This window comes from Burkholderia singularis (genome assembly GCF_900176645.1).
Lineage (GTDB): Bacteria > Pseudomonadota > Gammaproteobacteria > Burkholderiales > Burkholderiaceae > Burkholderia > Burkholderia singularis.
The window spans coordinates 1-12,682 of sequence record NZ_FXAN01000090.1 but is presented as its reverse complement, the minus strand read 5'-3'; the positions used below and the strand labels follow the sequence as shown (position 1 = coordinate 12,682).

Here is a 12,682-nt window from a genome sequence, read left to right as displayed (position 1 = left end):
GCGCCCCGGTGCCGGGGCGGCGTGCATCGGCCGCAGCATGCGCGCCGCCATGCCGCGCCGCAGCCCTTCAACCGCGCGCCTCGTGCGCGCTGCACTTTCTGCCATCAGCCCTGAACCGATATGCGTTTGTCCTCCTACGGCCTCAAGTCTCTCGCTTCCTCCACTGCTTTTGCCGTTGCCGCACGTAACGTCGCGCTCGGCATCGTGTTGCCCGCCGCGCTCGTGACGAGCGGCGCCGTCGCGTATGCGAAGCCTGCCGCGAAGGCAAAAGCCAAGGCTGCGTCAGCCGCTGCCGCCGCGCCGACGGGCGCGCCCGCCACCTACATGCCGGGCGCGGTGCCGCCGCCGGGCGTCAACGCGCGCTCGTGGGCGCTCGTCGACGCGAGCAGCAACCAGGTGCTCGCGTCCGGTAACGCGGACGAGCGCGTCGAGCCCGCCTCGTTGACGAAGCTGATGACCGCGTATCTCGTGTTCGAGGCGCTCGGCACCAAGAAGATCTCGATGGAGCAGATCGTCACGCCGAGCGAGGCGGTGCGCCGCGTCGGCCGCGACGAGTCGCGGATGTTCATCGAGGCGGGCAAGCCCGTTTCCGTGCATGACCTCGTGTACGGGATGATCATCCAGTCCGGCAACGACGCGGCGATCGCGCTTGCCGAGCTGGTGGGCGGCAGCGAGGCGCAGTTCGTCAACATGATGAACGACGAGGCGCGGCGTCTGGGCATGAAGGGCACGCACTTCGCCGACGTGAACGGAATGCCCGATCCGCAGCACTACACGACGGCCGCCGATCTCGCGACGCTGTCGACCCACCTGATCCGCGATTTCCCCGACTACTACAACATCTTCTCGGTCAAGGAATTCACGTACAACAAGATCCGCCAGCCGAACCGCAACCGGCTGTTGTGGCTCGATCCGACCGTCGACGGCCTGAAGACCGGCCACACGCAGGCCGCGGGCTATTGCCTGATCGCGACGGCCAAGCGCGCGCTGCCGGGCTCGAGCGATGCGACGCGCCGCCTCGTCACCGTGATGATGGGCGAGACGAAGGAAAGCGACCGCGTGCAGGACAGCATGAAGATGCTGAACTACGGCTACACCGCGTTTGACTCCGTGCGCCTCTACAAGGCCGGCCAGCCGATCGACACGCCGCGCGTGTACAAGGGCAAGAGCAACACCGTGCAGGTCGGCGTGAAGCAGGATCTGTTCGTCACGGTGCCGCACGGCGTCGCGGACAAGGTGAAGGCGGAAGTCTCGCTGAACGCGCCGCTGATCGCACCGCTCGCGGACGGCCAGACGGTCGGCTCGGTCAAGCTCGCGGCCGACGGCAAGACGCTCGCCGAATTCCCGGTCGTCGCGCTGCAGCCGGTGCCGGAGGCGGGCATTTTCGGCCGCATCTGGGATTCGATCCTGCTGATGTTCAGCAAAAAGAAGTAAGCTCGTTGCGACCATGACGACTTCGTTACCCGCCATCACCATGAGCCAAGCCGATATCGAACCGACTGTCTATTTGAGCGTTGCATCGCAGGAAGCGCTCACGCCGCTGTCTGAAGCGCGCGTGCCGGTGCTCGACCGCGGCTTCATTTTCGGCGACGGCGTGTATGAAGTCGTGCCGGTTTACGCGAACGGCGCGCGTCGCGTGCCGTTCCGGATCGCGCAGCATCTTGCGCGTCTCGCGCGCAGCCTGAGGGCGGTCGGCATCGACGATCCGCACGACGAAGCGGGCTGGCGCGCGCTGGTCTCGCGCGTGGTCGACGCGAATGCGGCCGCGCTTGGCGACGGCCGGCACGCGATCGTCTATATCCAGGTGACGCGCGGCGTCGCCAAGCGCGGCCACGCATTTCCGGCGGGCGCGGTGCCGACCGTGTTCGCGATGGCCAATCCGCTCGTGCTGCCGACCGATGCGCAGCGCGCACAAGGCGTGCGCTGCGTGACGGCCGAGGACCGGCGCTGGCTGCGCTGCGATATCAAGGCGGTGTCGCTGCTCGGCAACGTGTTGATGGCGCAGCATGCGGCGGAGCACGACGCGGTCGAGACGATCCAACTGCGCGGCGGCAACGTGACGGAGGGCTCGTCGTCGAACGTGTGGATCGTGAAGAACGGTGAGCTGCTCGCGCCGCCGCGCAGCGAAAGGATTCTCGAGGGCATCCGCTATTCGCTCGTCGAGGAGCTGGCCGACGAATGCGGGATTCGCTTCGTCGCGCGCGAGATCAATGAAGCGGAGCTGCGCGCCGCCGACGAGATCCTGCTCACGTCGGCGACGAAGGAAATTCTGCCGGTGACCCTGCTCGACGATCTGCCCGTGCAGGGCGGCCGGCCGGGCCCGGTGTACGACGCGCTGTACGCCGCGTATCAGCGGGCGAAGGCGCGAGAAATCGACGGCGCGTGACGCGCCTTCACGGAGAACGACATGACCGAACCCAAAACCGTCGAGCTGACGGGCGCGATCGAGACGCCGAAGGAAACGCTGCTCGAATTTCCGTGCGATTTCCCGATCAAGATCATGGGCCGTGCGCATCCCGAGTTCAAGGACACGATCTTCAAGGTGGTCAGCGTTCACGATCGCGAGATCGATCTGGAGAAGATCGAGGAACGCGCGTCGAGCGGCGGCAACTATACGGGCCTCACCGTCACGGTTCGCGCGACGAGCCAGGAACAGCTCGACAACATCTATCGCGCACTGACGGGCCATCCGATGGTCAAGGTGGTGCTCTAACAAGGCGGCGGCCCGGCGCGCGCCGGGCTGTTTGAGCCTGTTTTGAGCCCGTTTGGGTCTGCTTTGGCCCGCTTCGGGGCCAGCTTGAATCGAGGTCCGGCGCTAGCGCGGCCCGGCACATGACGGACATGCCGCATCACTTGCCGGGCGAGCGTGCGGCGGATGCAGGGGCGCGATTCGGCCCTCATTCGTCTTCCCGCCCGTGCGCGATTCGTTTGCTGCATGCGTGGCCGCGCCGCGTTCCTTTCGGCGGCCGGCGGGATGCGCGGGATTTCGGTAAACTACCGCCCATGTCATCTCCGCCGGTCCCCGCCGCTTCTCTCGCGTCAACCGCGTTCTTCGCGCCCGATGCCGCCGTCGACGTCTTGCGTTCCCCGTCGGGATTGCCCGTCACCGTCCGCTGGCTCGGCTGCCGGCACTACGTCGCGTGCTTCGACGCGATGCGCGCGTTCACCGAATCCCGCAGCCCGGATACCGCCGACGAAATCTGGGTCGTCGAGCATCCGCCCGTCTACACGCTCGGCCAGGCGGGCGATCCCGCCCACTTGCTGGTTGCCGATACCGGCGTGCCGCTCGTGAAGGTCGATCGCGGCGGGCAGATCACCTATCACGGGCCGGGGCAGATCGTCGCTTATCTGCTGGTCGACTTACGGCGGCGCAAGCTGATGGTGCGCGCGCTGGTGTCGCGGATCGAGGACGCCGTGATCGAGACCCTCGCGGCGTATAATCTCGCGTCGGTTCGCAAGGCCGGCGCGCCCGGCATTTACGTCGAATCGGGGCCGCATCGCGGCGCGAAGATCGCCGCGCTGGGCTTGAAGATTCGCAACGGCTGCAGCTATCACGGCCTGAGCGTCAACGTGAAGATGGAGCTGAGCCCGTTTCTCGCGATCAATCCGTGCGGTTATGCGGGACTCGAAACCGTCGACATGGCCAGCGTCGGCGTCGATGCCAACGGGCGCGAAGTCGCCGAGACGCTCGTCGGCCGCCTGATCGCCAACCTCGACGGCGCCGCAACGCCGGACGCCTCACCGCCGCAGCAGGCAATGGAACAATCGAATGACTGACTCGACCGCTACTCCCGCCCCCGCCTACGATCCGAGCGCCAAGCAGAAGGCGCAGGCGAAGACGGCGCGCATCCCGATCAAGATCGTGCCGATCGAGAAGCTGAAGAAACCCGAGTGGATCCGCGTGAAGGCGGCCACCGGCAGCTCGCGCTTCAACGAGATCAAGACGATCCTGCGCGAGCACAATCTGCACACGGTATGCGAGGAAGCGAGCTGTCCGAACATCGGCGAATGCTTCGGCAAGGGCACCGCGACGTTCATGATCATGGGCGACAAGTGCACGCGCCGCTGCCCGTTCTGCGACGTGGGCCATGGCCGTCCCGATCCGCTCGACGCCAATGAGCCGAAGAACCTCGCGCGAACGATCGCCGCGCTGAAGCTCAAGTATGTGGTGATCACGAGCGTCGACCGCGACGATTTGCGCGACGGCGGCGCGGGCCATTTCGTCGAATGCATCCGCGAAGTGCGCGAACAGTCGCCGCACACGCGCATCGAGATCCTGACGCCGGATTTCCGCGGCCGCCTGGACCGCGCGCTGTCGATTCTGAACGCGGCGCCGCCCGACGTGATGAACCACAATCTCGAAACGGTGCCGCGCCTGTACAAGGAAGCGCGCCCCGGCTCCGATTACGCGCACTCGCTGAAGCTCCTGAAGGACTTCAAGGCGCTGCATCCGGATGTCGCGACGAAGTCCGGCCTGATGGTCGGCCTCGGCGAAACGGCCGACGAGATCCTGCAGGTGATGCGCGATTTGCGCGAGCACGATGTCGACATGCTGACGATCGGCCAATATTTGCAACCGTCTGATCACCATCTGCCGGTGCGCGAGTACGTGCATCCCGATACGTTCAGGATGTACGAGGAGCAGGCATACGAGATGGGCTTCACGCACGCGGCGGTGGGCGCGATGGTGCGCTCCAGCTATCACGCGGATCTGCAGGCGCACGGCGCGGGAGTGGTTTGAGCTGAAGCGCGTGCCGTATCGGCTCGTTTCATCGCGGAAAAAGCCGCGTTAATACCGTTTTCAAGTTGGCTGACGAACCCCACGTTTTTCGGAACGTGGGGTTTTTGTTTGGCCGTGGGCGCATTGCGCGGCGTCCGGCATGCCGCGCTAAGCGCGTTCGGCCGGCCGCCGGGGCCGTGTCGCGCGGGAGTGCGATGCGTGAATGCGCCGGATCGCGCCGCCTGCGCAATCGGCCGGCCCGCCGGCCCCGGCGCGCCTCGCGCAAGCGCTCGCCGCAGCGGGCGCATGGGTGTCAAAGCGCGGCTTACGCGGCCCGATCGTGCACGCCGTCCGGTTTCGCATGAAAAGCAAAGCTGCAACGACGTCAATAGCATCGAACGAATAATTAGAACCCCGCCACGTCAGACACCCTATAGTCGAAAGCCTTTTTGTCGAATCGGCTCAAACAGGAGCAGGGAAGTCATGCAGCGTTTCAGTCTTGCACGTGTCGCCGCGCTCGCGTTCGCGGCCTGCGCGTCGATGCCGGCCGCGCACGCGCAATCGCGCGACGTGGTGATCGCCTATCAGGACATGGTGGTGCCGTGGCGCTATGCGCAGGCGAGCGGCGAAGTCGAGAAGGCGACCGGCTACAAGGTCACGTTCCGCAAGCTCGGCAGCGGCGCCGATGTGATCCGCGCGCTCGCGTCAGGCTCGGTGCAACTGGGCGAGGCGGGGTCGAGCCCGATCGCGGCGGGGCTCTCGCAAGGTGTCGATATTTCGCTGTTCTGGATTCTCGACAACATCAACGATGCCGAGGCGCTGGTGGCGCGCAACGGCTCCGGCGTGACGAGCGTCGCGGCGCTCAAGGGCAAGAAGATCGGCGTGCCGTATGTGTCGACGTCGCATTTCCATACGCTCGTTGCGCTGCAAAGCGCGGGCGTCAATCCGGACGACGTGAGGATTCTCAATCTGCGCCCGCCCGAGGTCGCGGCCGCGTGGGCGCGCGGCGACATCGACGCGACCTACATCTGGGACCCGGTGCTCGCGAAGGTCAAGCAGAACGGCCGCGTGCTGATCACGTCCGGACAAGTCGCGAAGCAGACGGGCAATGCAACGTTCGACGGCTTCGTCGTGAATCGCAAATTCGCGCGCGAGCATCCGGAGTTCGTCACGCGCTTCGTCAAGGTGCTCGCGGCCGCCGATGCCGATTATCGCGCGCGCCCGGCCGCGTGGAATGCGGGGTCGCCCCAGGTCGCGGCGATCGCGAAGGAATCGGGCGCGAACCCGCAAGACGTGCCGGCGAGCCTCGCGCTGTACGCATTTCCGACGCTTGCTGAGCAGGCATCGAACGCGTGGCTCGGCGGTGGCGCGCAATCGGGCGCGGCGAAATCCTTGGCGGCGACGGCGGCGTTCCTGAAGACGCAGCACACGATCCAGAGCGTGCTGTCCGATTATTCGGCGGGCGTCGATCCGACGTTCGTGCGCCAGGCGGCCGCGCGCTGACATGCGGCGCGCGAGTTCACCGCGTCGGCGCGACGCGATCGCACGGGAGCCCGCACGATGAGCGCGCTCGAGATCCGGCGGCTGTCGGTGGCCTATCCGGGCGAGCGCGGGCGCGGCGGCACCCAGGCGCTTGCCGATGTCGATCTGCGCATCGACGCGGGCGAGTTTGTCGTCGCGCTCGGCGCGTCCGGCTGCGGGAAGACGACGCTGCTCAACTGCATCGCGGGTTTTGTCGCGCCGAGCGCGGGCGACGTGTTGATCGACGGCGAGCGCGTGGCAGGGCCGGGCGCCGATCGCGGCGTCGTGTTCCAGAACTATGCGCTGCTGCCGTGGCTCGACGTGCTGGGCAACGTCGCGCTCGGTCTGCGCTTTCGGGGTGTCGCGAAGATCGAGCGCGAACGGCGCGCGCGCGAAATGCTCGCGCTCGTCGGCCTCGAGGGCCATGCGCACGCGCGCGTCTACGAGCTGTCGGGCGGGATGCGGCAGCGCGTCGGGATCGCGCGCGCGCTCGCGGGCGAGCCGCGCGTGCTGCTGATGGACGAGCCGATGGGCGCGCTCGATGCGATGACGCGCGAGTCGATGCAGGAACTCGTGCTCGATCTATGGGCGCGCACGCGTCAGACGGTGTTCTTCATCACGCATGACATCGAGGAGGCGCTGTTTCTCGCGACGCGGCTCATCGTGATGACGCCTGGGCCGGGGCGCATTGCCGAGACTGACACGCTGCCGTTCGCACGGCGCTACGTCGAGTCGCGCGACGCGCGCGCGGTGAAGTCGTCGCCGGAGTTCATCGCGTGGCGCGAGCGGCTCGTCGAGCGGTTGCATCGGCGCGGGGCGGCGGGGCGGGCCGACGCGTGTGAAGCCTCGGCGCGGCCGCAAACCGAAGCCATGGAGCGGACGCGATGAGCGCGCGGCAGGCCGTGTCGGATTCGAAACGCCCGAGCGCGGGGGCGCAAGCCGCGCTTGCGGAGATGGCCGCGGTGGAACGGATGACGGCGCGGGCGAGCGCAACCGCGTTATCTGCGCCGCATGCCGATGCGCCGGCCGAGCAGGCGGCCGCATCGGACGTTCGATCGAGCCGGCCGGCCGGCTCGGTCGCACCGGCTTCGCGCGCGGCGTTTGGCGCGCCGCGCGTGCGCCGCCGCTACCGGTTGCCGGGCGAAGGCACGAGCGTCGCGCTGAGCGCGGGCTCGGTCATCGGGCTGGCGATTCTATGGTGGGCCGCGACGTATTTTCAGTGGCTGCCGCCGCTCTTTCTGCCGGCGCCCGAGGCTGTCTGGCGCGCGTTCGTCGACGCGTCGCGCGGCCGCCTCCAGGGTGGCCTGCCGCTCGCCGAGCATCTCGGCTGGAGCGCGCTGCGCGTGTTCGGCGCGTTCGCGCTCGCGGCGCTCGTGGGTGTGCCGGTGGGCATCCTGATGGGCGTGAGCCGGATCGCGCGCGGGCTGCTCGATCCGGTGCTCGAATTTTATCGGCCGCTGCCGCCGCTTGCGTATCTGCCGCTCGTCGTGATCTGGTTCGGTATCGACGAGACCGCGAAAATCGTCGTGATTTTTCTCGCCTGCTTCGCGCCGATCGCGATGGCGGCGCGCGCCGGCGTGAAGAGCGCGACCGTCGAGCAGATCAACGCGGCTTATTCGCTCGGCGGCAGTTTTGCGCAGATCGTCCGGCACGTCGTGCTGCCCGCGGCGCTGCCGGAGATCCTGACCGGGCTGCGGATCGCGATCGGCTTCGGTTGGACAACGCTCGTCGCCGCCGAGATGGTTGCCGCGACGGCGGGGCTGGGCCAGCTGGTGCTCAATGCGTCGAGCTTTTTGCGCACCGATGTCGTCGTGATGGGAATCGTGCTGATCGGGTTGATTGCGTGGGGGTTCGATCTCGGCATGCGTGCGCTCGAACGCCGGCTCGTGCCGTGGAAGGGGCGGGGGTGACGCGGACGGCGCGGACGGCGCGGCGGCGTGCTGCGTGGCGCGCGCGGGCAGGCCGCCGGTTTGCCGACGCCGGTTTGCGCATCTCCCGCAAGCCGGGCCGGCCGTCGACGAAACGCATGCGCAGCCGCGCCCGCGATGCGCGCCCGGCCCCGGTCAGTCTCCCATGACGATGCCGTCTTGACGCGGGTCCGCGCCGCCGAACCACACCGATTGGCCGCCGACGTTGATCCGCTGAATGCCCAGCAAGCCCGATCGGGTGTCGACGAAGCGCACGTCGTGTCCGCGTTCTCTCAAGGCCTGCGCGAGTGCATCCGGCACGCGCGCCTGCTCAAGCTCGGTCGGGCCGTTGCGCGAGTCGAAGTTCGGCAATGCGATTGCCTGCTGGACCGTCATTCCCCAGTCCGTCATGCCGATGAGGGTCTTCGCGACGTAGTTTGCGGCCGATGCGCCGCCCGCCGAGCCCAGCGCCATCATCAGCCGCTGCGTGCGCTTCTCGAACACGAGCACGGGCGCAAGCGTCGAGCGTGCGCGCTTGCCCGGTTGCATGCGGTTTGCGACGGGCTTGCCGCCCTCGCCGGAGGCAGGCGAGAAGTTCGCGAGCGTATTGTTGAGCAGCATGCCGCGCACCATCAGCCGTGAGCCGAAGCGCCCGCCGACGCTCGACGTCATCGCGAGCGCGTTGCCATAGCGGTCGACGGCCACGATCGGCGAGGCCGGTGGCGGTTCCTCCGTGCCGAGGTCGTCGGCGAACGCGAGCGGCGCGCCCGATGGCGAGCCGGCGTCGGCGTGCCCGATGCTCGCGTCGCCGATCATGTGCGCGCGCGCCGCGACGTAGCGCTTGTCGACGAGGCTCGACCAGCCCAGCGCGGGCGGGGCGACGAAATCGGGATCGGCGACGTATTGGGCGCGATCGGCATAAGCGAGGCGGCCCGCTTCGCTGAACAGGTGGACGGCAAACGGCGTCGGCTCATAGCCGCTCGCGCTGCGCACCGGCTTTTGCGCGCCGATCTGCAGCCAGTCCGGCAGCGTCTCGAACATGCCGAGCATTTGCGCGACGACGAGGCCGCCCGCCGACGGCGGCGGCATGCCGCAGACGGTCCATTTCCGGTAGTCGGTGCAAAGCGGCGCGCGCACCTTCGCACGGTAACGAGCGAGATCCTGCATCGTGAGTCCGCCCGAATTGGGCGCCTGGCGGACTTTCGCGGCGATGTCTCGGGCAATGGCGCCGGTATAGAACGCATTCGCGCCGTGTGCGGCGACGAGTCGCAGCGTTGCCGCGAGCGCCGGGTTTTTCAGCGTGGTGCCGGCGGGCAGCGGCTTGCCGTTTTTGTCGAAGAAGTACGCGCGCGCGGCCGGATCGTTCGCGAGCGACGGATCGCCCGCGATCGCCGCCGCAAGCCTCGGGCCGAGCGGGAAGCCGTGCTCGGCGAGCCGGATCGCGGGCTGCAGGAGCCTGCGCCACGGTAGTTTGCCGTGCGTGCGGTGCGCGAGTTCGAGCATGCGCAGCACGCCCGGCACGCCGACCGCGCGGCCGCCGAGATCGGCCGGGCCGGCGTGCTCGCCGGCTTCGCTTGGGCCGGACACGGGCGGGATGCCGCCAGGCGTGTGGCGGCGCGAGCCGCGCGCTGTCGCGTTCGCGTTTGCCGTTGCCGCCGCCGCTGCGGGCGCGGTTTCGCGGCCGTCGTAAGCTTCGAGCGTCTTGCCGTCCGAGTGCAGCAGGAACGCGCCGCCGCCGATGCCCGATGCTTGCGGCTCGATCAGCGTCAGCACCATCTGCGCGGCGATGGCCGCGTCGATGGCGGTGCCGCCTGCCTTCAGCATTTCTTCGCCAGCCTGAGCGGCGAGCGGCAAAGGCGCGGCGATCATGTCGCGCTGGGCGGTCCAGCCCGGCTTGTCAACCCAGCTTGCCAACTCGCCCGACGGTGCGGGCGCGGGGGTATCGACGGCGGCGTGCGGCGCGCGCGACGCGTCCGCGCCGGGTGGCCTCGCGCATCCTGCGGTGACAGCGAGCAGCGCGGCGGCGATGGCCGCCGCCCACGGGTGGGATAGGGGCGGACGAATCCGCTCGGTCATCGGCGCGTGTTTCTGCATGAAGGGCATGAAGGGGCGGCAGGCGAAAAAGCGAAGGCAATGGCGGTGGTTCACGCAACGGCAATCCGGTCGATCACGATCATGTTCATGTTGGTGGGAACGGCTTATCCGGTGGCGGTGACGGGGGATTATGCGATGCGGGTCAGGTAGTCCGGCAGCGTGGGCTCGGGCAGCACCGATAGCGATTTGAGCCGTTGCAGCGTGCGCACTTGCCCGGCGCGCAGGTGCGCGGCGAGCGCGTCGGACGCGGCCTCGGGATGGTCGGCGAGCAGCAGGTCGAGCACGCGCAGATGTTCGACGAGCGTGGCCTGCTCCGGGCGCAGATTAAAGGCCGCATAGAACGCGTGATTGACTGTCAGCGGCAGATGCGCGCGGTTGACGAGCGACAGCAGCTTGCGATTCGGCGCATCGCTCAGGAGCCGCTCGTGCAGCGTGATTTCGAGCCGGTGCGCGGCGTCGGCGTCGAACGATTCCGGCGCGGCGATCGCCCGCGCGATGTCGTCGCGCGCGGCCGCGAGCGTGCCGCGCGCGAGCGCCGGCGCGCTCGCCAGCAGCGCGGCCGGCTCGAGCAGGATGCGCAGCTCGTAATCGTGCCGTACCGCGCGCGCGGTCAGCGGGCCGCAGAGCCAATGCGCCGACTGCGATCGTTCGACGAGGCCGAGATCGCGCAGCCGGTTGAGCGCTTCGCGCACCGCGCCGCGGCTGACGCCGAATGCGCGGGCCGCATCGCTTTCGTTGATCCGGAAATGGCCGAACACGATGGCGAGCGAGATCGATGCTTCGAGTGCGTCGTAAATCCGCTCGCTGTCCGTCAGCGCGCCATGCGCGCCGTTGTGCGCATCCAGGCCGAGCGCGTCGGCGGACAGCGTCGCATGCACCGGCTCGGCGGCGGCGCCGTCACGGCGCGCGACCAGGTAGCCGGGGCCGTCGAACCGGTGCAGCAGGCCTTGCGCGTGCAGCATGTCGAGCGCCTTTTTCGCCGGCGCGCGGCTCGTGCCGAACAGCCGTGCGACGGCGCTCTCGCGCAGCACCAGGCCGGCTTGGAGCCGGCCGTGTGCGATTGCATGCTTCAGATGCTCGTGGATCGACCGGTAGCGCTCGCGGCCGTCTTCTGCGCCGTTGGCGGCCGGATGGGCGGCCGCCGCCTTGCGTGGCCGGGCAATAGGGTTTCGCGCTTTGGCTGGTTTTGTCATTGTCTTCGCAACAGCGAATCCATCAGGATTGCATGAATTCGGTCCAGCGGCGGACCAGGTAGTTGTGCTCGTCCATCACCGAATTCCACACCGCGATCCGGCTCATTCGCGACACGTAGCTTCCGCCCGCACGCATCGACCCGGACGAGATCGCGCGCTCGCCCGTCGGGCAGGACAATTTTTCGGGCGCGGGCGCGCCGTCGTACCAATATGCCCATTCGCCGTCGCTCAGATACGCGCGCGCGCGTTCCGGATTCGAGATGTAGTAGCCCTGGCGCGCCATCGTCGCGCCGGCCCAGCCGTCGAGCCACCAGTTCAGATACGCGTATGCGGCGTCGAGCGCGCGGCCGCTCGCGGCGCGCGAGATCGACAATCCGCCGAACCACGCGCGATAGCCTTCCTTCGGACGCGCGAGCTGAAAGCGCACGCCCGCGCGCTCGAGCTGGACCGTTGCCGGCGCCCAGATGCTCTGAATCGCGACCTTGCCCGAGATCATCAGTTGCGCGGCTTCGGCCGAGGTCGACCAGAAGCCCGCGAAATGGCCGCGCCGCTTGAATTCGATCAGCGTGCCGATCAGCGCGTCGATTTCCTCGATGGTCAGATTGCCGATGTCGCCGAATCGCATCAGGCCGCTTGCCTCGACCGCGAGCGCCGCATCGATCGCGCCGATCGACGCGTCCGTTTGCAGCGCGACGCGCCCGGCCAGCTCGGGCGCGAGCAGCCACGCCCAGCTTTCGGGGGTGCGGGCGAGCCGGGCGGGCAGCGCATCGTCGAGATACGCGAAGCTGTCAACGTTGTGCGTGAGCGGCAGCATGCTGATGCGCTCGGTGGCGGCGCCGCCGAGCGTGCCGTCCGGCTGCACGAACAGGCGCTGCGCGGGCACGCTGCCGCCGCTCAACTCCGCGCGCGGGCCGATGCGGCCGGTGCGCGGCAGCGCGTTCACTTCCTTCCAGCGCGCGATGCGTGTGACGTCGATCGGCTGCAGCGCCTGCGCGGGCCACAGGCAATCGATGCTGTGAAACCACTGATCGTACAGTTCGTAGCGCTGCGGACGCATCGCGCCGTCGCGTTGCGCATCCACGCCGCTTTCGACGATAAAGCGCAGCTTGATGCCGAGATCCTGCTCGGCTTGCCGGCGGATGTGCTCCTGCAGCGTGACCGGCGTGCCGAGCACGCGTAGCTCGATCTTCGGCGGGTGTATCGCGGGCGCGCCGCGCGTGCGGGTCGCACGCTTGGGGCTGGGGGGG

At 68.4% G+C, this 12,682-nt stretch carries 11 protein-coding genes; 8 read left to right on the top strand and 3 right to left on the bottom strand.

The features are described 5' to 3' along the window. Positions 1–120: 120 nt before the first annotated feature. The 8 genes from BSIN_RS19675 (at position 121) to BSIN_RS19635 (ending at position 8,151) form a co-directional block, all read left to right on the top strand. Positions 121–1,434: a D-alanyl-D-alanine carboxypeptidase family protein gene (locus BSIN_RS19675; protein WP_173678719.1), complete on the top strand. Its 1,314-nt coding sequence runs from the start codon at positions 121–123 to the stop codon at positions 1,432–1,434. Positions 1,435–1,474: 40 nt separating this feature from the next. Continuing rightward, positions 1,475–2,386, top strand: coding sequence for a D-amino acid aminotransferase (locus tag BSIN_RS19670; protein WP_089341690.1), 912 nt, complete (start codon positions 1,475–1,477; stop codon positions 2,384–2,386). A gap of 21 nt (positions 2,387–2,407) precedes the next feature. Beyond that, positions 2,408–2,713, top strand: coding sequence for an HP0495 family protein (locus tag BSIN_RS19665; RefSeq protein ID WP_059517634.1), 306 nt, complete (start codon positions 2,408–2,410; stop codon positions 2,711–2,713). 290 nt (positions 2,714–3,003) lie between these two features. Next, a complete protein-coding gene (gene lipB, locus BSIN_RS19660) occupies positions 3,004–3,777 on the top strand; it encodes a lipoyl(octanoyl) transferase LipB (protein ID WP_089341704.1) in 774 nt (257 codons plus the stop codon). Beyond that, positions 3,770–4,741 (top strand): lipoyl synthase, encoded by a 972-nt coding sequence (gene lipA / locus BSIN_RS19655; protein WP_089341689.1) that lies wholly within the window; start codon positions 3,770–3,772, stop codon positions 4,739–4,741. The genes lipB and lipA overlap by 8 nt, the downstream gene beginning before the upstream one ends. A 462-nt stretch (positions 4,742–5,203) precedes the next feature. Continuing rightward, a complete protein-coding gene (tauA, locus tag BSIN_RS19645) occupies positions 5,204–6,223 on the top strand; it encodes a taurine ABC transporter substrate-binding protein (protein ID WP_069235045.1) in 1,020 nt (339 codons plus the stop codon). 57 nt (positions 6,224–6,280) lie between these two features. Further along, a complete protein-coding gene (locus BSIN_RS19640; protein ID WP_089341687.1) occupies positions 6,281–7,129 on the top strand; it encodes a taurine ABC transporter ATP-binding protein in 849 nt (282 codons plus the stop codon). Positions 7,130–7,212: 83 nt separating this feature from the next. Then, positions 7,213–8,151 carry an ABC transporter permease subunit gene (locus BSIN_RS19635; RefSeq protein ID WP_089341703.1) on the top strand — a complete coding sequence of 313 codons (939 nt, stop codon included), beginning with the start codon at positions 7,213–7,215 and terminating at the stop codon, positions 8,149–8,151. Between the two features lie 153 nt (positions 8,152–8,304). On the opposite strand, the gene BSIN_RS19630 is transcribed toward BSIN_RS19635, so the two are convergent. The 3 genes from BSIN_RS19630 to BSIN_RS19620 all read right to left on the bottom strand — a co-directional run bounded on the left by BSIN_RS19630 (position 8,305) and on the right by BSIN_RS19620 (position 12,609). Continuing rightward, entirely contained in the window at positions 8,305–10,224 is a 1,920-nt protein-coding gene (locus BSIN_RS19630; protein WP_089341702.1) for a gamma-glutamyltransferase family protein, read from the bottom strand. 146 nt (positions 10,225–10,370) lie between these two features. Continuing rightward, on the bottom strand, positions 10,371–11,435 hold the full coding sequence (locus BSIN_RS19625) for a GntR family transcriptional regulator (RefSeq protein WP_089341686.1): 1,065 nt from the start codon (positions 11,433–11,435) through the stop codon (positions 10,371–10,373). Between the two features lie 22 nt (positions 11,436–11,457). Beyond that, positions 11,458–12,609: an ABC transporter substrate-binding protein gene (locus BSIN_RS19620; RefSeq protein ID WP_089341701.1), complete on the bottom strand. Its 1,152-nt coding sequence runs from the start codon at positions 12,607–12,609 to the stop codon at positions 11,458–11,460. Positions 12,610–12,682: the final 73 nt, after the last annotated feature.